Origin of the sequence: Streptomyces sp. NPDC046915 (assembly GCF_040644935.1) — a bacterium.
GTDB lineage: Bacteria > Actinomycetota > Actinomycetes > Streptomycetales > Streptomycetaceae > Streptomyces.
Window position 1 is genome coordinate 598,000 of sequence record NZ_JBEYXB010000004.1, and the last position, 19,858, is coordinate 617,857.

The 19,858-nt window shown below is 71.3% G+C and carries 22 protein-coding genes and 1 pseudogene; 18 read left to right on the forward strand and 5 right to left on the reverse strand.

Going from position 1 to position 19,858, the window contains the following annotated elements:
• Nucleotides 1-13: 13 nt before the first annotated feature.
• A complete protein-coding gene (locus tag ABZ915_RS13870) occupies nt 14-1,012 on the reverse strand; it encodes a lytic transglycosylase domain-containing protein (protein WP_361801015.1) in 999 nt (332 codons plus the stop codon).
• Between the two features lie 190 nt (nt 1,013-1,202).
• Between ABZ915_RS13870 and ABZ915_RS13875 the strand changes: the two genes are divergently transcribed.
• The 12 genes from ABZ915_RS13875 (at nt 1,203) to ABZ915_RS13930 (ending at nt 12,407) form a co-directional block, all read left to right on the forward strand.
• The gene (locus ABZ915_RS13875) at nt 1,203-1,697 is read left to right on the forward strand and encodes a hypothetical protein (RefSeq protein WP_361800899.1); all 495 of its coding nucleotides are present in this window, start codon (nt 1,203-1,205) and stop codon (nt 1,695-1,697) included.
• Complete coding sequence (locus ABZ915_RS13880; protein WP_361800902.1) at nt 1,660-2,652, forward strand: DUF2156 domain-containing protein; 993 nt, start codon at nt 1,660-1,662, stop codon at nt 2,650-2,652. The genes ABZ915_RS13875 and ABZ915_RS13880 overlap by 38 nt, the downstream gene beginning before the upstream one ends.
• A 46-nt stretch (nt 2,653-2,698) precedes the next feature.
• Nucleotides 2,699-3,829, forward strand: coding sequence for an acyl-CoA dehydrogenase family protein (locus tag ABZ915_RS13885; protein WP_361800904.1), 1,131 nt, complete (start codon nt 2,699-2,701; stop codon nt 3,827-3,829).
• A 93-nt stretch (nt 3,830-3,922) separates the two neighbouring features.
• Nucleotides 3,923-5,026, forward strand: a complete 1,104-nt coding sequence (locus ABZ915_RS13890) for an SDR family oxidoreductase (protein WP_361800907.1) — start codon at nt 3,923-3,925, stop codon at nt 5,024-5,026.
• Nucleotides 5,023-6,294 (forward strand): aminotransferase class III-fold pyridoxal phosphate-dependent enzyme, encoded by a 1,272-nt coding sequence (locus ABZ915_RS13895; RefSeq protein WP_361800910.1) that lies wholly within the window; start codon nt 5,023-5,025, stop codon nt 6,292-6,294. Before ABZ915_RS13890 ends, ABZ915_RS13895 begins: the two co-directional genes overlap by 4 nt.
• 56 nt (nt 6,295-6,350) lie before the next feature.
• A complete protein-coding gene (locus tag ABZ915_RS13900; protein ID WP_361800913.1) occupies nt 6,351-6,818 on the forward strand; it encodes an SRPBCC family protein in 468 nt (155 codons plus the stop codon).
• Entirely contained in the window at nt 6,811-7,383 is a 573-nt protein-coding gene (locus ABZ915_RS13905; protein ID WP_361800916.1) for a flavin reductase family protein, read from the forward strand. The genes ABZ915_RS13900 and ABZ915_RS13905 overlap by 8 nt, the downstream gene beginning before the upstream one ends.
• Nucleotides 7,380-8,735: an FAD-binding oxidoreductase gene (locus tag ABZ915_RS13910; RefSeq protein WP_361800919.1), complete on the forward strand. Its 1,356-nt coding sequence runs from the start codon at nt 7,380-7,382 to the stop codon at nt 8,733-8,735. Before ABZ915_RS13905 ends, ABZ915_RS13910 begins: the two co-directional genes overlap by 4 nt.
• A gap of 58 nt (nt 8,736-8,793) precedes the next feature.
• The gene (locus tag ABZ915_RS13915) at nt 8,794-9,474 is read left to right on the forward strand and encodes a methyltransferase domain-containing protein (protein WP_361800922.1); all 681 of its coding nucleotides are present in this window, start codon (nt 8,794-8,796) and stop codon (nt 9,472-9,474) included.
• 10 nt (nt 9,475-9,484) lie between these two features.
• A complete protein-coding gene (locus ABZ915_RS13920) occupies nt 9,485-10,915 on the forward strand; it encodes a cytochrome P450 (protein WP_361800925.1) in 1,431 nt (476 codons plus the stop codon).
• Nucleotides 10,912-11,928, forward strand: a complete 1,017-nt coding sequence (locus ABZ915_RS13925) for a hypothetical protein (protein ID WP_361800928.1) — start codon at nt 10,912-10,914, stop codon at nt 11,926-11,928. Before ABZ915_RS13920 ends, ABZ915_RS13925 begins: the two co-directional genes overlap by 4 nt.
• Nucleotides 11,925-12,407 (forward strand): SRPBCC family protein, encoded by a 483-nt coding sequence (locus ABZ915_RS13930; RefSeq protein ID WP_361800931.1) that lies wholly within the window; start codon nt 11,925-11,927, stop codon nt 12,405-12,407. Before ABZ915_RS13925 ends, ABZ915_RS13930 begins: the two co-directional genes overlap by 4 nt.
• Before the next feature lie 38 nt (nt 12,408-12,445).
• On the opposite strand, the gene ABZ915_RS13935 is transcribed toward ABZ915_RS13930, so the two are convergent.
• The 3 genes from ABZ915_RS13935 to ABZ915_RS13945 all read right to left on the reverse strand — a co-directional run bounded on the left by ABZ915_RS13935 (nt 12,446) and on the right by ABZ915_RS13945 (nt 15,280).
• Nucleotides 12,446-13,999 carry an AarF/UbiB family protein gene (locus ABZ915_RS13935; protein ID WP_361800934.1) on the reverse strand — a complete coding sequence of 518 codons (1,554 nt, stop codon included), beginning with the start codon at nt 13,997-13,999 and terminating at the stop codon, nt 12,446-12,448.
• A gap of 99 nt (nt 14,000-14,098) precedes the next feature.
• The gene (locus tag ABZ915_RS13940; RefSeq protein ID WP_361800937.1) at nt 14,099-14,707 is read right to left on the reverse strand and encodes a hypothetical protein; all 609 of its coding nucleotides are present in this window, start codon (nt 14,705-14,707) and stop codon (nt 14,099-14,101) included.
• A gap of 78 nt (nt 14,708-14,785) precedes the next feature.
• Nucleotides 14,786-15,280 carry a sigma-70 family RNA polymerase sigma factor gene (locus ABZ915_RS13945; protein ID WP_361800940.1) on the reverse strand — a complete coding sequence of 165 codons (495 nt, stop codon included), beginning with the start codon at nt 15,278-15,280 and terminating at the stop codon, nt 14,786-14,788.
• Nucleotides 15,281-15,670: 390 nt separating this feature from the next.
• Between ABZ915_RS13945 and ABZ915_RS13950 the strand changes: the two genes are divergently transcribed.
• The 6 genes from ABZ915_RS13950 to ABZ915_RS13975 all read left to right on the forward strand — a co-directional run bounded on the left by ABZ915_RS13950 (nt 15,671) and on the right by ABZ915_RS13975 (nt 19,651).
• Complete coding sequence (locus ABZ915_RS13950; protein ID WP_361800943.1) at nt 15,671-15,919, forward strand: hypothetical protein; 249 nt, start codon at nt 15,671-15,673, stop codon at nt 15,917-15,919.
• Nucleotides 15,916-16,284 carry a helix-turn-helix domain-containing protein gene (locus ABZ915_RS13955; protein WP_361800946.1) on the forward strand — a complete coding sequence of 123 codons (369 nt, stop codon included), beginning with the start codon at nt 15,916-15,918 and terminating at the stop codon, nt 16,282-16,284. Before ABZ915_RS13950 ends, ABZ915_RS13955 begins: the two co-directional genes overlap by 4 nt.
• 98 nt (nt 16,285-16,382) lie before the next feature.
• A complete protein-coding gene (uraD, locus tag ABZ915_RS13960) occupies nt 16,383-16,895 on the forward strand; it encodes a 2-oxo-4-hydroxy-4-carboxy-5-ureidoimidazoline decarboxylase (protein ID WP_361800949.1) in 513 nt (170 codons plus the stop codon).
• Nucleotides 16,896-16,898: 3 nt separating this feature from the next.
• Entirely contained in the window at nt 16,899-17,303 is a 405-nt protein-coding gene (gene uraH, locus ABZ915_RS13965; RefSeq protein ID WP_361800952.1) for a hydroxyisourate hydrolase, read from the forward strand.
• A 7-nt stretch (nt 17,304-17,310) separates the two neighbouring features.
• On the forward strand, nt 17,311-18,213 hold the full coding sequence (pucL, locus tag ABZ915_RS13970) for a factor-independent urate hydroxylase (protein ID WP_361800955.1): 903 nt from the start codon (nt 17,311-17,313) through the stop codon (nt 18,211-18,213).
• A gap of 64 nt (nt 18,214-18,277) precedes the next feature.
• Nucleotides 18,278-19,651 (forward strand): 8-oxoguanine deaminase, encoded by a 1,374-nt coding sequence (locus ABZ915_RS13975; RefSeq protein ID WP_361800958.1) that lies wholly within the window; start codon nt 18,278-18,280, stop codon nt 19,649-19,651.
• A 112-nt stretch (nt 19,652-19,763) separates the two neighbouring features.
• On the opposite strand, the pseudogene ABZ915_RS13980 reads toward ABZ915_RS13975, so the two are convergent.
• Nucleotides 19,764-19,858 (reverse strand): annotated as a pseudogene (locus tag ABZ915_RS13980) (hypothetical protein); the annotation flags it as partial.

Below are 19,858 nucleotides of genomic sequence, written 5' to 3' on the forward strand. Positions count from 1 at the left end.
GCGGGTGGCGACATTACCGCCCGGTAGCCGCGGTTGTGGAGGGGGTGGAGGCCATCGAGTCCCCGCTGTTACTGGTCAGCGGACCGCCGCTGGGCAGCAGGTCGCCGGTGGGCAGAGTGGTCGCCGGGTCGGGTACGGGGACCAGGGGTTTTGCCGTTCTCCCGGTCGCTGGAAGGGAGTTGGAGGGGGTCGACGGGGCGGGCGAGGGCGGTGCCGGGGAGGGGGTGGCCCTCGGGCGGGGTGACGGCGTCGGCTTCGGCGCGGATCTCGGCCGAGGGGTGCCGGGGCGGGCCGAGGGCCGTGCCGACGCCGTGGCGGGGCCGTCCGGAACCACCCGGTGGCCCGCCAGGAAGTACGCGTACCAGGCCCGCACCGTCCGCAGATACGCCTCCGAGTGGTTGTAGCCGAGAATCGCCCCGTCGAGCCCGGCCGGGGCGGACAGATCCCTCCCGCCCGCGCACAGATAGCGCCCGGCGGCCGACGCCGCGTCGAACACGTTGTCCGGGTCGGCCCGCCCGTCGCCGTTCCCGTCGGCGCCCCAGCGGTCCCAGGTCGACGGGATGAACTGCATCGGCCCGACCGCGCGGTCGTACACCCGGTCCCCGTCGTACACCCCGTCGTCCGTGTCCCGTACGACGGCGAAGGCGCCGCCGTCCAGGCGCGGACCCAGGATCGGTGTCACGGTCGTGCCGTCCGCGGTCACCCGGCCGCCGTCCGCCTGCCCCGACTCCACCTGGCCGATCGCCGCGAGCAACTGCCACCTGAGCCGGCAGCCGGGCGCGGTCCGCGCGAGCTCCGACTCGGCCTGCCGGTAGGCGGCGAAGACGGTCGCGGGCAGCACGGCGACCGGCGCCGGCGCACCGCCCGGGTGCCTCCTCGTGAGCGGCGGCAGGTCCGTGCGGTACGTGCTGTCACCCGACACGCCCGGTCCGGGCCCGGCGGGCCGCTCCACCGGCGCGCCGGCCCGCGCAGGCACCGCGCCCGGCGCCTGTGACGCGGTCAGCGCCGCCATCGCCGCCGCCGCGACCGCCGTACCCCTCGCGCCCCTGACTCTGTGCCCTGCCACGTCGTGATCCCTCCCTGTGGGCCGCTGTCGTCTGCTCTACGCGGGAGGGCGGCTCGTCCGTCGCTTTGGACACATGGTTTTTCGCGCGAGGGTTTCCCCCGCATCCCCCGTAAACAAGGGTGAAGGGCGGAGGCGCATGGATTCAAAGAACAGGTTCGAAACAAGAACCACCTTCTTCCTGCTGCGACTGGAATGGCTGGGCGGTCTGGCGGTGTGTGCCGTGCTCGCCGTACGGCATTTCTCGGAGATACGCTGGGCGGTCTTCGCCGGGCTGTTCGCCGTCATCGACGTCATCGGCTACGTCCCCGGCGCGGTGGCCTTCCGGAGGAGCCGCGACGGGCGCATCTCGCGCGGCTACTTCGTGGCGTACAACACCATGCACAGCCTGGTGACCGCGGGTGTGGCCGCCGGACTGTGGGCGGTGCTGGTGAAACCGGAATGGGCGCTGCTGGCGCTTCCCCTGCACCTGCTGGGGGACCGTGCTCTGTTCGGCAATTCACTCAAGCCGTTCGGTGTGCGTTTCGAACCGGACCCGCATCCGGCGTATGCCGATTTCGAGAGGGAGTATTCCACTTCAGCCGGAAGGAGATCCGATGCCTCCCGAAGAGGCGCAGACGCCGTCCGTCTTTGATTCCCTGGTTCGCCACAGTGACAATCCGAGTTCATTTCTCGCTCTCAACCAGGGCAACGAATACTTCCAGGATCCGCGTTTCGACGGCGCCTGCGTCTTCCGCCGGTCCGGACGCCACCTCCTGCAGTTCGCGGGGCCCTTCGCGGTGGCCGAGCAGCGTGCGGACCTGCTGGACGCCTTCGTGGGACAGGCCCGTCCACGCCGGGTGGTGGCGGTGCAACTACAGCGCTCGGACGCCGAGTTGTACGCGGCGCACGGTTTCACGGTGAATCAACTGGGGGCGTCGTACGCGGTCGACCTGGCCCGGTTCACGCTGCGCGGCTCACGTTTCGTCCGGCTGCGCAACAAGATATCCAGGGCCCGCCGCGCAGGCCTGGAGGTGGTCGAGGCAGGTCCCGTCGACCAGGCCACCGAGCGGGAACTGGACTCGGTCGACCGGGCCTGGCTTCGTGGCAAGGGCCGCCACACCAAGGAGCTGCGGTTCCTGGTGGGCGAGCGGAGCGGAGCCGCTCAGCGGTACCGGCGCCTGTTCCTGGGGCGGATCGGCGGGGTCGCCGTCGGGTACATCAGCTACTCGCCCGTGTTCGGCAGCCGGCCGGGCTGGCTCCACGACCTCAGCCGACGCTCCCCGGACGCTCCGCCAGGAGTGATGGAAGCGCTCAACGCGACCGCGATGGAGCGGATGTCGGCCGACGGCGAGGGCTGGCTGCACTTCGGCTTCACTCCCTTCACCGGACTCTCCGACGAGCATGAACTGCCGTCCGCGAGCCGTGCCTTCGCGCGCTGTGTACGCCTGCTCGCCGAGCACGGCGAACGAATCTACCCAGCCGCCTCACAGCTCGACTACAAGCAGAAATGGGCGCCCCACGTGGTGCTCCCCGAGTACATCGCCTTCCAGGGGCGGCCGGGGCCGAAGGCGGTGTGGCAACTGCTGCGCGCCACCCGGGCGTTGTGAGCCGGCCGGAGGGCCCTCGACCGGATCGTTCAGAGCAGGGGAGGACATGAGGTTTCTGGAGCGCGAACGCGCCATTCTGACGAAGCTGTTGCCGGGACTGGACGAAGGCCTGCGGGCGGTGCCCCTCATGGAGCTGGAGGGCCCCTCCGGCCCGGGCATCCGGCTCTTCCGCGACAGCGGCGGCCCCGGGCTGGTGGCGCCAGAGTCCTGCCAGGGGAAGGGCGCCACCGCCCTGGACGCCCTGCGGGTGCAGCGCGCCCTGGGCAGCAGGTCGCCGTCCTTGGCCGTGGCCACCACCATGCACCATTTCTCCATGGCCACCCTGGTCGGCCTGATCGACGGCGGCGACGGCCTGGAGTGGATGCTCGTCGAAGGCGTGGCCTCCGCCAACCGCCTGGTGGCCTCCGGCTTCGCCGAGGGACGCCCCGGCGCCGGCATCCTGTCCCCGTCGATGACCGCCACGACGGGGCCCGACGGGGTGCGGATCAGCGGTGTGAAACGCCCGTGCAGCCTGGCCCGCTCGATGGACCTGCTCACCGCGAGCGTCATGGTGCCCCGTGAGGACGGGACCGGCGAGGAGCTGGCTGTCGCGCTGGTGCCCGCCGAGAGCGAGGGCCTGAGCGTCAGCGGTTTCTGGTCCAGCTCGTTCCTGGCGGGGGCGGAGAGCGACCAGGTCACCCTCACGGACGTCCTGGTACCACCGGAGCTGCTGCTGCGGACCTCGGCCCCGGCCGGCGGGCTGGACGAACTGCAGACCGCGGGCTTCGTCTGGTTCGAGCTGCTGATGACGGGGAGTTACCTGGGGGTCGCCAGCGCGCTGGTGGAGCGGGTGCTGTGCAATGAGCGGGTGCCCGAGTCCGAGCGGGTCCGGCTGCTGGTGGAGGCCGAGGGCGCGATGTCCGCCGCGGAGGGCATCGCCCGCCGGATCGACGAGGGCCGCCCGGACGAGTCCGCGCTCGCCGACTCGCTGTGCGTCCGGTACTGCGTGCAGGACGCCCTCGCACGCATGGTCCCGCGGGCGGTGGAACTGCTCGGCGGCCTCAACTTCATGAGCTCGGACGAGGTGGGATATCTCGCCGCCTGCGCAGGCGGGCTGTCCCTGCACCCGCCCGCACGGTCCCGGATGACCGGCCCGCTCGCGGCCCACCTGGCCGGCAAGCCGCTCACCATCGCCTGATCCGGCCCGGATACCGCGCTCAGCAGGCCGCACCGCACCGCATCGCTTCGCACCGCATCGCTTCGCACCGCGCCCGATGGGAGTCACTCGACCATGCCGCCCGAACCCAGCGACCAGTCCCGTCCTCGCAACCAACGCCCGACCCTGCTGCTCACCGGCGCCGCGGGCGTACTCGGCCAGGCCCTGGTCGACGAGCTCTGCGACGACCACGACGTGATCTGCCTGCGCCACCGGACACCGCTGGACGACCCCCGGGTACGGGAGGTGACGGCGGACCTCCAGGCCCCCGGCCTGGGACTCTCGGCCGCCGAGCGGTTCGCCCTCACCGCCGAGGTGGACGTGGTGGTGCACTCCGCCGCCGCCACCAACTGGCGGGCGACGCCGGCCGACATCTGGCGGACCAACCTGGACGGCACCTGCTCGATGCTCGACCTGGCGGCCCGCGCGGACGCTCCCTTCTACTACATGAGCACCGCCTTCGTGGCGAACCCGGTCGACGCCGAGGAACGGCAGCGCTTTCCCGGGGCGGCGGCCTACCTCGCCTCCAAGGCGGCGGCCGAGGATGCCCTGCGGTCGGCTCCGGTTCCCGGAGTCGTCCTGCGTCCGTCCGTGGTCATGGGCGACTCGGCCACCGGCCGGATCGCCCGGATGCAGGGCCTGACCCGGGCGCTGGGAGGGATCGTCAAGGGCCAGGTCCCGGTACTTCCGGGCTCGCCCGGGACGAGGATCGACATGGTGCCGCAGGACGTGGTGGCCCGCGCGGTGGGCGACCTGGTCAGGGCCGGCGTGACCGAGGGCGAGTACTGGCTGACCGCCGGGGCCGCGGCCATCCTCCAGCGGGAAGTGGTCGACGTCTGCCTGGAGTTCGCCGAACGCCACGGTGAGCGCCCGCACCCGCCGCGGCTGATCCCCCTGGAGGCGGTGCACCGCCTGCTGCTCCCGCTGCTAGAGGGACCGTCCTTCCCCGAGTCCGTGCGGCGCCGGCTCCAGGACTACGCGGAGCTGCTGCTCGTCTTCCAGCGGGAGCTGCCCTTCGTCTCCCATCTGGGGACGCCGCACTGCGGCACGGCCCCCACACGCGCCGCGATCCGGTCGGCACTGGTGCGCAACGTGGAGTGCTGGGCGGCCGGCCGCGGAGGCCTGCGCCGACCGCGCCGTCCGCTGACGGCGTCGGCCCCGGCGGAACTGGCGTCATGACCGCCGCACCGCCGGCCCGTCACCCCGCCGTGGGGTCGCCGGGGGACACCGCCGAACTCTACCGACGCCATCTGGGCTCCGGCCGGGCCGTCATGGGCACCGTGCTAGGCGGCATGGTCGAGACGTACTCCGAGGGCGCCTGGGTGCACACCGACGACGGACGCCGCTATCTGGACTTCGGGGGCTACGGCGTCTTCATCCTGGGCCACCGCCACCCCGCGGTGGTCGAGGCGGTGCACCGGCAGCTGGACGCACATCCGCTGGCCACCCGGGTGTTCCTGGAACCCGTCGCCGCCCGGGCCGCCGCCGCGCTCGCCTCCCGCACGCCCGCCGGGCTGGACCACGTCCACTTCGTCAACTCCGGCGCCGAGGCCACGGAGGCGGGTCTGAAACTGGCCCGCGCCCACCGCCGCAACGCCCTGGTGACCACCGTGTCCGGCTACCACGGGAAGACCCTGGGGGCACTGAGCGCCACCGCCAACACCACGTACCAGGCGCCCTTCGAGCCGCTGCTCCCGGACACCGCGCAGGTCGCCTACGGGGACCTGGCCGAGCTGGAGGCCGCGCTCGCCGAGCGCCGCGACCGCGCGTGCGTGATCCTGGAGCCGGTGCAGGGCGAGGGAGGGGTACGCGTTCCGCCTCCCGGATACCTGGCGGAGGCGGCCCGGCTGTGCCGCGCGCACGGGGCCTTCCTGATCGTGGACGAGGTGCAGACCGGTCTGGGCCGGCTCGGCACCTGGTGGGGTGTGGACGCCGAGGGCGTGGTGCCGGACGTCCTCCTCGTCGGAAAGGGGCTGAGCGGCGGCGTCGTGCCGGTGGCCGCGATGGTGGCCACCAAGGACGCCTACCGTCCGTTCTCCCGCGACCCCTACCTCCACACCTCCACCTTCGGCGCCTCGCCGATCGCCTGCGCCGCGGCCCTGGCGGCGGTGGAGACCATGGACCGCGAGGACATCGTGGGCCGGGCCGCCTCGCTCGGCCGACGTCTGCTCGCCGGCGTCCTCGAAGCCTGCGTCCCCTACCGGGACCGCCTCGTGCGCGAGGTCCGCGGCCGTGGACTGCTGATCGGTATCGAGTTCACCGAGGCGCAGGCCGTCGGCGAGACGCTGCTGGAGCTCGTGGCCCGCGGCGTCCTGGTGAACCACTCGCTGAACTCCACGCGGGTGCTGCGGCTCACGCCCCCGGCGATCGCCGGACCCGACGAGTCCGGACTCTTCCTCACCGCCCTCGCCGAAGCCCTGCGGGCGGTGCGCGCACGCCTCGGCTGACCGTCATCGCTGCCCTGTCACGACATCGGCACCACACACCGGAGAGGACGAACACCATGCGCCAGGTGACGGTACGGATGACGGCCCACGACATCGACCCCGAGAACGCCTACCGGAGAATCAGCGACTTCCGCCGGTATCCCGAATTCACCAGAACGGTGCGCGAGGTCACCGTGCACCCTCCTCGACCCGACGGCTCGCTGGTCTCCGACTGGACGGTCTCCTTCCGCAACGGGCTGATGTGCTGGACGGAACGTGACGCCTTCTCGCCGCTGACCCGGTCCATCGCCTTCGAACAGCTCAGCGGCGACTTCGAGACCTTCGAGGGCAGCTGGACCTGCGAAGCCCACGAGGACGGCACCGCCGTCACCTTCCACGCCTCGTTCGACCTGGGGATCCCCACCCTGGCGGAGATCCTCGACCCGGTGGCCGAGTCGACCCTGCGCACCAACATCCGGCAGATCCTCCAGGGTCTGCTCGGCACGGTGTCGCCGGCCGAAGCCGCGGACGGCGAGCATGGCTGACCTCGCCCTGGCGCAGCCGCCTCGGCCGGGCAGGCAGTTGCAGGACGAACCGGGCCCGGACACCGCGCACTGCCTGCGTCTGTACGCGAAACTCGCCTCCGGTGTCACCGCGGTCACCGCACAGGACGCGGGCGGACCCACCGGGATGACCGTCTCCTCCCTCACCTCGCTGTCGGCCAGGCCCCCACTGCTGCTCGCCTGTCTGCGCGAGGGTTCGCACACCCTGAGGGCGGTCCGGGCGCGGGGCGTGTTCGCGGTGAACCTGCTGCGGGAGGAGCAGCGACCGCGGGCGGCCCGCTTCGCGGATCCGGCGGCCTCGTCGGCGGAGCGGTTCCGCGAGGTGCCGATCCGCTGGGTCCTGGGGGTGCCGGTGTTCGGTGACGCGCTGGGGTGGTCGGTCTGCCTGGTCGAGGACATCCGCCGGTACGGCGACCATTGCGCGGTGGTGGGTCAGGTGGCCGCGGTGCGGGTGGCCTCGGGCCGGCCGCTGCTCTGGCACGAGAGGGGATTCGGCACTCTGTCGGGGCCGGGTGGGCCGACGGCCGGGGAAGGAGCGCCCCGGTGAGCCTGTTCGCCGGGGGCACGCCCTGCTGGGTGCCCGGCGACCCGGCCGGGCGGGGCGGCGAGGACCCGCTGCCCGCGGTGCGCGGCCGGCTCAGCGCCGATGTCGCGGTGGTGGGCGCGGGGCTGGTGGGGCTGTCCACGGCGTACCACCTGGCGCAGCGCCTGCCTTCGCTGGACATCGCCGTGGTGGACGCGCAGCGGCCGGCGGCGGGTGCCAGCGGGCGCGGCACCGGGCTGCTGGGCCCGCGGGTGGGCCCGCCGGTCGACCGGGCGGTGCGCCGCCACGGGCCGGCCACCGCCCGCCGGATGCACCAGGCCAGCGTCGAGGCGGTACGGCACGCCGTGGACCTGTGCGCCCGGCTCGGCGTGTCCCGCACGGACGGGGAGCAGATCGTCGCCGCGCGCTCCCGTACCGGTCTGGCGTCGCTGGCGCGGCAGGCCGCCGCCTACCGCGCCCTGGGCCTGGACGTGCCGGTGCTCAGCGCCGCCGACATCCGGCGGCGGGTGGACGTGCCGTACCAGGCGGGTCTGCTCCACCGGCGTACCGCGACCCTCGACCCGGCCGCGCTGGCGGCGGCTCTGGCGAGCGCCTGCGCGGCCAAGGGCGTGCGACTGTACGGCGGCAGCCCGCTGCGGGAGGTCCACGACCGGGACGGACGGATGTCCGAGCTGGTGTTCCCGCACGGCACGGTACGGGCGCCGCGGGTGGTGCTGGCGGTGAACGCCGGCGTGGCCGGGCTCGGCCTGCCGGTGGGTACGGTGCTCGCGCTGGAGGTGCACGCGGTGGCGACCGGGCCACTGGGCCCCGAGGCGCGCGCACTCCTCGGCGGGGGCGGCCCGGCGGTGATCGACGCCGTGCCGCTGGCCCCGTACTTCCGCCTCACCGACGACGGCCGGCTGGTCGTGGGGGGCGGCACCGCCCTCCACCCGGACGGGACCGCCCCCCGCCGTATCGCGGAGCTGCGGGTCTTTGCCTGGAACCGGCTGGAGCAGTGGCTGCGGACCCTGCACCCGGCCCTGGCCCAGGTGGAGAGCACGCACCGCTGGGCGGGCCGGATCGCGGTGACGGCGGACGGCCTTCCGGTGGTGGGGCCGGTCCGGGGCCGTCCCGGTGTCTGGTACGCGGGCGGCTGCAACGGGCACGGGCTGGCGATGTCGGTGGCGCACGGCGCCCACCTCTCCGCGGCCCTGCTGGGTGCCGAGGACACTCCGGAGCCGCTGCCCTGGCACCGCTCCCGGGCACCGCGGCTGCCGGTGCCGGGGGTCACCCGGCCGCTGCTGCGGGCCTGTCTGGCCTCGATGGACCGGACCGTACGCCGTGCGGCATGGCCCGAGCTCGGTCCACGGCGGTAGCGGACGCAGGACTCAAGAACAGCACGGACGCGGTACTGATCGGGAAAGGGGCACCGGAATGATCGGCACGCTGCTGGCGAGGCCGCTGGAACTCATGGAGGCGAACTTCCGCAGGCCGGCCGGGCGGGCCGGGCGGTTCTTCGGCAACCTCATGGCCGTACAGCACCGGAGTCTCACCGTGTGGGCGATCGAGCACATGGACGTGCGCGGCAGCCAGCGGGTGCTGGACGTCGGCTGCGGTGGAGGCATGGCGGTGAAGCTGCTGTCGCAGCGGGCCGGCCAGGGATTCACCGCCGGGGTGGACTACTCGATGGAGATGGTTCGGCAGGCGGTACGGCGCAACCAGGCGGGGATCGCGCGGAGCCGGGTCGAGATCCGGCACGGCGACTGTTCGGACCTGCCGTACGAGGACTCCTCCTTCGACCAGGTCTGCGCGATCGAGACCTACTACTTCTGGCCGGATCCCCTGCGCGGCCTCGCCGAGGCGCACCGTGTGCTCAAACCGGGCGGCCAGGTGTCGATCACGCTGGAGATGAGCCGCGAGGCCGATGACGACCCGTCACTGGTGCAGCGGGTCTTCGGCCGGCGCTTCACGGAGCGCTCGGAGCGTGCGGGGCTGCACATCCTCTCCGGGGACGACCTGGTGGACAGGCTCACCGAAGCCGGCTTCCGGGACGCCCGGTTCGTGTCGGAGCCGCGCCGGTCGCTGGGCTGGGTCTGCGCCCTGGCACGGAAGTGAGGGCGGGCCGATGACCGAGGCACGCACGTCCGCGGCGATGCCCGCCCCCAGGGCGGAAGGCTTCCCGCTGCTGGGCAACGTCCTGGACTTCCGCCGCGACATCCTTCAGGCCATGGGCCGGGGGCGCACCGCCCACGGCGATCTGGTCCGTTACCGGCTCGGCCCGGTGACGGTGCACGGCGTGTCCAGCCCGGAGCTGGCCGCCGAAGTACTCACCGACACCGACCGGTTCGGCAAACTCGGGCCGGACAACCCGCTGCGACTGGTCCTCGGCGAGGGCCTGCTGACCAGCGACGACCACAAGAGCTGGCTGCGCAACCGCCGGATGATGCAGCCGATCTACACCAAGCAGGCCCTCGCCGGCATGTTCGCCATGATGGGTGTCTCGGCGGCCGAGCAGATCTCGCACATGGCCGCCCGCTACCGGACGGGCGCGGCCCTGGACCTGCACAAGGAGATGATGCGGGTCACCCTCGACATCGTCAGCCGCTGCATGTTCAGCACCGATGTGAGCCGGACCCTGGACGGGCTCGGACCGGACGCGGTGGACATCGCGATCAACTACGCCTTCGACCGGCTACAGAACCCGTTCAGCCCGCCCACACACTGGCCGACCCCGCGCAACCGGCGCTTCCAGCAGGTCATGCGGGGACTCGACGACCTCATCCACCGGATCATCGCGGAGCGCCGGCGGTCCGAGAGCCCCGCCGGCGGCGGGGACCTGCTGGACATGCTGCTGGCCGCCCGCGACGCCGACACCGGCAGGGGGATGACCGACCGGGAGCTGCGGGACGAGGTGATCACCACCTTCGCCGCCGGGCACGAGACCACCGCGATCACGCTCACCTGGGCCTTCTACCTGCTGTCCGGGCACCGCGAGGTGCTGCGGCGGGTTCAGCGGGAGGTGGACGGCGTGCTGGGGGACGGGTTGCCGACCCCCGACGACCTGGCGGCGATGCCGTACAGCCTGCGGGTCTTCGAGGAGGCCCTGCGGCTGTACCCGTCGGCGCCGATCGTCCCCCGGCTGGTACTGCGGGACACCGAACTGGGCGGCTACCGGGTACCGGCCGGGTCACGGGTCCTGGTCAACCTGTACGACATCCACCGCCACCCAGCACATTGGTCGGACCCCGAGCGCTTCGACCCGGACCGCTTCCTGCCGGACGTCAGGAAGGAGCGCCACCGTTTCGCCTATCTGCCGTTCGGCGCGGGGCCCCATCTGTGCATCGGGAAGCACTTCGCGCTCATGGAGGCTCATCTGCTGCTGACCGCCCTGGTGCGCCGCTGGGAGTTCCGGCATGTCCCCTCACACCGGGTGGTGAACCACGCCACCATCACTCTGAGGCCGCGGTACGGGATGCTGATGACGATGCATCAGCGGACGTCCTCGGCCGGCTTCCTCACGAAGAGCCGACCTCATCACGAAGAACGGACCTCATGAACGCTGACCCTGGGATCTCCGACCCCGCGCACATCAACTGGACCCGGTACCGCCCGGGCCGGCAGGCCGGCCACTACGAGAGCTTCTACCAGCGCGCCAACCACCCTACGGAGCCCCGCGCCTTCTGGATCAGGTACACCGTCTTCAGCCCCGCGAAGATGCCCGAGGCCGCCATCGGCGAGCTCTGGGCCATCTGGTTCGACGGAGTGACCGGACGGCATGTGGTGGCCAAGGAGGAGCACCCCATCGCCGACTGCCACTTCAGCCCCGACTCGTTCGGCGCCCGGATCGGCGACCGGCTGCTGGAACCCGGTCGCCTCAAGGGCGAGGCGACCGGGCCGGACGGCGGCATCGGCTGGGATCTGACGTACACCGGGAGCGAGCCGCCGCTTCTCCTGCTGCCGCCGAAGATGTACACGGGCGGGTTCCCCAAGGCCAAGAGCCTGGTCGGCACGCCGCTCGCCCAGTACAGCGGCAGCCTGCACGTGGGCGGCGAGACCGTCGCCGTCGACGGCTGGACCGGCAGCCAGAACCACAACTGGGGCAGCCGGCACACCGACCACTACGCCTTCGGGCAGGTCGCCGGCTTCGACGGGGAACCCGACAGCTTTCTGGAGGTCGTCACGGCGCGCGCCAAGATCGGCCGGCTGCGCATTCCGCAGGTCACCTTCCTCGTCCTGCGCCACCAGGACCGCGAGTACTCCCTGGTGTCGCTGCGGCAGGCCCTCTCCGCCAAGGCGGACTTCGGCTACTTCTACTGGGACTTCGCCACGTCCGACGAGACCGTCGACATCCGCGGGCGGATGACGGCCCCGGCGGAGCGGTTCGTCGGCCTGAACTACTACAACCCGCCCGGCGGGATCAAACACTGCCTCAACACGAAGATCGGCTCCTGCACGGTGGAGGTCGTCAACCGGATGACCGGCAAGCGGATCGAACTCAGGACCGACAACCGCGCTCTGATGGAGATCCTCACGGACGACCGTGAGCACGGCATCACCATCCGCGCATGACCGGCCCGGCTCCGCTCACCGAGCGCATCACGGTCCGGGTGACGCCGCTGACGGCGTACACCGCCGTGAGCGACGTCAGCCGGATGGGACGGTGGAGTCCGGAGTCGCGCGGCGCCTGGGTGCCGGGCGGTCGTGGGCCCGCCCGCGTCGGAACACGCTTCGTGGGCATCAACCGCGCTGCGTGGCTGCCCTGGGCCACCCTGTGCACCGTGGTCTGCGCCGAGCCGGGAGTCCGCTTCTCCTTCGAGGCCGGCTTTCTGGGAGTGGCCCTCTCCCGCTGGACGTACCGGTTCACGGAGGTGCCCGGGGGATGCGAGGTGACGGAGGAGTGGCTGGATCTGCGGTCGGGGGTCGCCGGACGACTGCTCACGGCGGTCGCCCCCGTGGTCACCGGCGTCGTCCGGCGCCGTGAACGCAACCGCGCGACGATGAGGACGACACTCGCCGCCCTCCGGGCAGCCCTGGAGAGCGGTGTCTGAGACGGGCACGGATGCGGTTCCAGGGCATGCCTCGCGCCTCATCCGGGTCTGCGGCGGCGGTGGTCCAGCAGCAGAGCCATGGCGCCCAGAGCGAGCAGGCCCCGGTGAGATCTGCGCTCGCCTCCCAGGGAGGGCGGCGTCCTCGGCTGGTGGACCTGGAGCGCGAACCGCCGGTTGGCCGCGTCGGCCAGCAGTCCACGTAGCTGCTCGGGGCTGGTGCTGGCGGTGACCATCAGGTCCATCGCCGTACGAGCCAGCTGCTCCAGCGAGATGAATTCGCCGAGCAGGGACAGCAGGATGCCCCGGACCTCGCCCTTGAAGATCTCCGCCAGCGACAGTTCGGGCGCCAGGCAGCGGACCGAGCCCTCGAGATTGGCGAAGGACTTCCCCAGCAACGAGATCGCGGGCGCGGAGCCGATACCCCGTTTGGTGGCCCTTTCCAGCACCGTGGTCAGGGACACGCCGAAATTGAGCTCGTCCAGTGAGGCATTGGCGATCTTGGGGACCAGCGCCGCCATGTCGGCGGCGAACGCCGGGAGGTTCGCCCAGGCGGTGAGTTTCCCCATGTCGGCCCAGGCACGGGCAAGGCCGTGTCCGTCGTTCTGCGCCAGCGCCATCAGCAGCGGAAGCAGCTGGAGGCTGGTCCGCTTGTCCAGGCGCCCCACCATGCCCCAGTCGATCAGGGTCGCCTGCCCTCCGGGCAGGGCGAAGACGTTGCCCGCGTGCGGATCCGCGTGGAACGTCCGCTGGATGAAGTAACCGCGGTACATGAACCGCAGCAGGTCCTTGCCGATGTCGGTGCGTTCGCTGTCGCTGAAGGCTTCCCGCTCCAGATGCCGCACGGACATGCCGGGAGCCAGCGACTGCACCAGCACCCGGGGCGTGGCCGACAGCACTTCCGGGACCGCCAGCGTGCGGAAGTCCCGGACGGCCTCCCGCGCCTCCTCCATGTTGTGCGCCTCACCGGTGAAGTCCAGTTCGGGCTCCATGGCGTCGAAGATCGAGCCCAGCATCGCCTCGACGTCGATGACCTCGTTGAACCGCGGTGCCACCCGTGCCACGATCCGGGCCGCCCTGCGCAGCAGGGCCATGTCCGCCTGTACCGCCTCGCGGATCGCGGGCCGCTGGATCTTCACGACCGCCGGCCGTCCCCCGGGGAGGGTCACCCGGTACACCTGGGCCAGCGATGCGGCTCCCAGGGGCTGCCCGGTGTCGATGTCGTCGAACCTGAGCTTCCAGTCAGCGCCGAGATCACGCTCCAGAACGGGCTCGAACGTGGAGAACGGCTGCACGTCGACCTGGTCGTGCAGGTTCTGGAACTCGGCGATCATCGACGGCGGGACCATGTCCGGCCGGGTGGAGAGGATCTGGCCGAGCTTCACATAGAACGGCCCCAGGCTCTCCAGAGCGTGCCGTACGGCTCGGGCACGCCGCTGCGCGTCCCCGGCGGAGGCCTCCTCAGCCTCCGCCGGGGACAGTCCGTCCCTTCTGGATCTGCCGCGTTCCCGCGCCGTACGACCGACCTCATCGGCGATCAGACTGCCCAGCACCTTCACGACCAGCCGGAGCCGGTCGCCGACCAAGGCCCTCACGACGCGGGCTCCCTCCTCGGGTTCTGCGGTGACCGGCCCGGAGTACCGGGCACGGTCAGCGGTCAGCAGGGCGACAACAGAGCGACGGGACGGCGGCGGTCATCCCTTCTTGGCCGGCGCACGCACCGCGGTGGTCGTCTCCGCGATCTCCCGGACGGCGTCCAGGGCACCGACGAGCGTGGAAAGCAGTTCGGTCAGCCTGGCGATCTGCTGGGGCAGCTTGGCCAGGGACTCGGCCAGGCCGCCCAACTCCCCCGCGGAAGCGGGCAAAGCCGCTGCCGCGCCGGCGAGTTGACCGAAGGCCGCGAACGGATTGGCCGGTGCGGACGACCCGCTGAGGGCCGCCACGGGATTGACGGCGCCCGCCAGGGCGGCGAGCGGGTTGGCCGCCCCGGCGAGGACCCCCAGGGGGTTCACCGCCCCGGAGTTGCGGTCCGCGGTGTCGGTCAGGGCGGCGAACGGGTTGGCACCCGCGAGCGCGGCCATGGGGTTCACGGCGCCGCCGAGCGCCGCCAGCGCCTGGAGCGCACTGGCCGGCGTCCCGGCCAGGGCCGCCAATGGATGGCCGGCGGGGAACCAGTCCGGGAGGTCGGACTTCTTGGACTTGTTCGGCGGATCCAGGAATTCGTTGAAGGCCCTGTTGGAGCTGTCGGCGATGTCGCTGAGGAAGTTCTTGATGGTGTCCTGCGTGCTCGGCTTGTCAGCCACTCTTACGGACTTCCTTCCTGAATTGGCATCATGGAATCGACCAGGATGCCGAACCTTTTCTTCCGGTTATCCGCAGGGTCAGCCCAGGGTTTTGCTGCACATGTGCCGGAGCCTTGCCCTGCCACGTGTGAAAGCGCCCTCGGCGGCCTTTACGGAGATCTGGTTGATGCGGGCGAATTCAGCGACGGAGATACCATCGGCCCGCGCGAGGATGACCTGCCGCTCCCTGCCGCGGAGCTGATGGGCCTGCCCGAGCAGCCAGCGGCCGAACTCCCGGTCACAGACGGCTTCCTCCACCATCTCCGGCTCTCGCCCGGCAGCGGTGCGCTGTAGCAGGCGCGTCCATCGCTCACGGTCCCGGTGATAGTCGACGCACAGCCGAATGGCGACCGAGGTCAGGAACGCCCCGAGCCGGTCGGGGTCCAGATCGCGGTGGGCCGCCGCACGCAGCAGGGCCTCCTGGACGCAATCCTCGGCGTCGTGGAGGGTGGGCAGCCGTCGGCGCACCAGACGGATGAGGCGCTCACGATGCTGGATGACTTCACACCAGGAGAAATTCTCAGATGGTTGCATGCACGTCACCAATGATCGAACGACTGGAATACGCCTAGTGAGTGTGTTCGTGCATGCTTTCTTGCAGGCCAAGTGCCCCCACTTTTCTACCCCTTCCCGTCCTTCGGCCAGGATTTTCCTTGCCGCGAGAGAAGATAGACAAACCCGCCTCATGGATAGTAATACAAAACTCGGCTTGAATTTACATCGGCTGAAATTCACTGTGGTCGATCGTCCGGAGGTGCGCGCCCAGGCCGGGCCGATTCGAGGCCGGTTCGGCTAGGGTCGCCTCATGACGGGCGCATCGTGGTTGTGAAGCGGTCCATCGATGCTCCCCGTTGCGCCCTGATGTGCCCTCGCGATGGGTGATCGAGGTAGAACCGCAGGTCAGATGGGTATTTTGGGGGCACTGTGCGATTGAGAGTGGAGTTCACCACCGAACCCTTCGACCTCGACGAAGCGCCCGCGCACGCCCTGGTGGCGCGGGAGGTCGTCGAGGCCGCCGAGCTGGACGCCGTGGACGTCGGCCCCTTCGGCAACACGGCGGAGGGGGGCGCCGACACGGTGCTCACGGCCGTGGGCGCGCTGCTGCGCAAGACCCTGGACGCCGGTGCCACCCGGATCACGCTCCAGGTCAACGTCATCGGGGAGGGCGAGTGAGCGGCAACGGCGACGAGCCCTTCATCACGGCCGTGAAGCCGCTGGTCGACGCCATGGGCGGGGAGATGCTGCCGCCGGACGAGGCCGGCCCCGACGATGTCGTGCTCGCCTGGGCGGGTGTCGACGTCGTCGCCGTACGCCTGCCCCAGCTCGCCGACTCCCTCGATCACATCCTCGCCGCCATGGAGCGCAAGAAGGGCAAGCCGCTGGCCGACCTGGACCGCAAGGCCAAGCAGGAGGTCGTACGGATGCTGGAGGCGCGCGGCGCCTTCTCCGTCCGGCACGGCGTGGAGACCGTGGCCGGCGCGCTGGGTGTCAGCCGCTTCACCGTCTACAACTACCTCAACCGCGAGAAGCACCCCTGAGCGGAATTTTCAACAAAGTGTTGACGCCGTGTGGTGGAGGGCGTTAGCTGGCGGCAGTCCGTTCAGCACGAAGGCCGTCCGCGGCCACGGAGGCTCCCGTGACTTCGACTTCCACGCCCCCGGGCCTGGCCCGGTTCAACGTCCTGGAGGAGCACGCGGCCTTCGCCGCCCTCCACGAGGCGTGCGCCTCCACCGCGTGGGCCGGGCACCTGCTCGCCGCCCGTCCCTACGCCACCGCCGACGACCTCTACGCCGCGAGCGACGCCGCCATGGCGGAGCTGACCACCGCGGACCTCGGGGAGGCGATGGCCGGGCATCCGCCGATCGGCCGCCCCGAGCCGGGCGACCCGGCCTCGGCCCGGGAACAGCGCGGCATGGCCGACGCCTCCGCGGAGCTCCAGGCGGAGATGCTGGAACTCAACCTGGCCTACCAGGAGAAGTTCGGCCATGTCTTCCTCATCTGCGCCACCGGCCGCACCGGCGAGCAGATGCGGGACGCGCTCAAGGGGCGGATCGGGAACCCGCCCGAGCAGGAGCGGGAGATCGTCCGCACCGAGCTGGGGAAGATCAACCGCATCCGGCTGGCCCGACTCGTCGAAGAGGACGCCTGACCCATGAGCACCCGTACCACCGCCTCCGTGTCCACGCACATCCTGGACACCAGCGTCGGCCGCCCCGCCGGGGGCGTGACCGTCCTTCTCGCGGCCCGCGGCGGCAGGGCCGCCGCATGGCAGGCGCTCGGCGGCTCCGCGACCGACGCGGACGGGCGGTGCAAGGACCTTCCGGACCTGCCGGAGGGGACGACCCATGTACGGCTCGACTTCGCGGTCGAGGCGTATTTCGAGAAGTCCGAGAAGAATCGAGCCGAGGCGCAGCAGGACGCCCCCGCGAATCGGGACAGCGGCCCCGGTGTGTTCTTCCCGGAGGTGGCGGTCACGTTCGCCGTCGTGCCGGGCGAGCACTACCACGTACCGCTGCTGCTCAACCCGTTCGGCTACTCCGTTTACCGAGGGAGCTAGCAGACACATGCCCATCCTGGGACAGAACCAGTACGGCAAGGCCGAGAACCGGGTCGTCAAGATCACGCGGGACGGCGCCACCCACCACATCAGGGACCTGAACGTGTCCGTGTCGCTCTCCGGCGACATGGACGAGGTCCACTACTCCGGCTCCAACGCCAACGTCCTGCCGACCGACACCTCCAAGAACACGGTGTACGCGTTCGCCAAGGAGTACGGGATCGAGTCGCCCGAGCAGTTCGGTATCCACCTCGCCCGGCACTTCGTGAGCTCGCGGGAGCCGATCCACGGGGCCCGTATCCGCGTCGAGGAGTACGCCTGGGAGCGGATCGAGCACGCCGGGGAGGGCGCGCACTCCTTCGTCCGCAAGGGCCAGGAGACCCGGCTGACGCAGGTCACGTACGACGGTGAGGCCTGGGAGGTCGTCTCCGGCCTGAAGGACCTCGTCGTGATGAACTCGACGGACTCCGAGTTCTGGGGCTACGCCAAGGACAAGTACACGACGCTGAAGGAGGCCCACGACCGCGTCCTGGCCACCGAGGTCTCCGGCCGCTGGCGGTTCGGCTGGAGCGACGACGGGCACCCGGTGCCCGACTGGGAGGAGTCCTACGCCGAGACCAGGCGGCACCTGCTCCAGGCCTTCGCCGAGACCTACTCGCTCTCGCTCCAGCAGACGCTGTACGCGATGGGTGTCCGCGTCATCGACCAGCGGGCCGAGATCGACGAGATCCGCTTCTCCCTCCCCAACAAGCACCACTTCCTCGTCGACCTGGAGCCCTTCGGACTCAAGAACGACACCCCCGACGGAGCGGTGTACTTCGCCGCCGACCGCCCCTACGGCCTGATAGAGGCCACCGTCCTCAGGGACGGCCGGGAGGCACGGATCCCGGCGGACCTCACCAACCTCTGACGCGGACACGGAAAGGAACGGACAGGAACGGAAACGGATAGGAATGGAAAGGAACGGACGAACGATGGCACAGCGCCTCGTCATCGAGAACTGCTCGATCGCGACCGTGGACGCCGACGACACCGAGTACGCCTCCGGACACCTCGTCGTCGCCGGCAACCGCATCGAGTCGCTCGGCCCCGGCAGGGCCCCCGAGGGCCTGGAGAACGTCGTACGCCGCATCGACGCCTCCGGGCACCTGGCCACCCCCGGCCTGGTCAACACCCACCACCACTTCTACCAGTGGATCACCCGCGGCCTGGCCACGGACCACAACCTCTTCGACTGGCTGGTCGCGCTGTACCCGACGTGGGCCCGCATCGACGAGCCGATGGTCCGCGCCGCCGCCCAGGGCTCACTGGCGATGATGGCCCGCGGCGGCGTCACGACCGCCATGGACCACCACTACGTCTTCCCGGAGGGCTCCGGCGACCTCTCCGGCGCGATCATCCGCGCCGCCCGGGAGACCGGCGTCCGCTTCACCCTCGCCCGCGGCTCCATGGACCGCAGCGAGAAGGACGGCGGCCTGCCCCCGGACTTCGCCGTCGAGTCCCTCGACGGCGCCCTCGCCGCCACCGAGGAGACCGTCAAGCAGCACCACGACGCCTCCTTCGACGCGATGACCCAGGTCGCCGTCGCCCCCTGCTCGCCCTTCTCCGTCTCCACCGAACTGCTCCGGCAGGGCGCCGAGCTGGCCCGCCGCCTCGGCGTGCGCCTGCACACCCACGGCTCGGAGACCGTGGAGGAGGAGAAGTTCTGCCACGAACTGTTCGGCATGGGCCCGACCGACTACTTCGAGTCCACCGGCTGGCTCGGCGAGGACGTGTGGATGGCGCACTGCGTCCACATGAACGACTCCGACATCACCGCGTTCGCCCGCACCAGGACCGGTGTCGCCCACTGCCCGTCCTCCAACGCCCGCCTGGCGGCCGGTATCGCGCGCGTCCCCGACATGCTCGCGGCCGGCGTCCCCGTCGGCCTCGGCGTCGACGGCACGGCGTCCAACGAGTCCGGCGAACTGCACACCGAACTGCGCAACGCCCTGCTGATCAACCGCCTCGGCGCCCACCGCGAGGCCGCGCTGAACGCCCGGCAGGCACTGCGGCTCGGCACGTACGGCGGCGCACAGGTCCTCGGCCGCGCTGGCGAGACCGGCTCGCTGGAGCCGGGCAAGCTGGCCGACCTGGTGCTGTGGAAGCTGGACACCCTCGCCCACGCCTCCATCGCCGACCCGGTGACCGCGCTGGTCCTCGGCGCGGCGGCCCCGGTCACCGCGTCCTTCGTGGGCGGCCGGCAGATCGTGGAGGACGGCCGTCTGCTCACCGTCGACGAGGACGAGATCGCCCGCTCGACGCGTCAGCAGGCCCAGCGCCTGGCGCGGATCGCCGCCGGGGGCTGAGCGGTCGAGGGCTGGGCGGTCGAGGGCCGGTGAGCCGATGGACTCCGGCCGGGAGGGACGGCTCCCGGCCGGTGGCCGTGGACCCGCTGCGGTCCATGGCGGCCGTACCCCGGACGCCGTCGACGTCGGTGTAGATCTCACAGACCTCGGCGTCCAGCGCGGCCGCGAGGGCCACGGCCGTGGTGTCCGAGCCACCCCGGCCCAGGG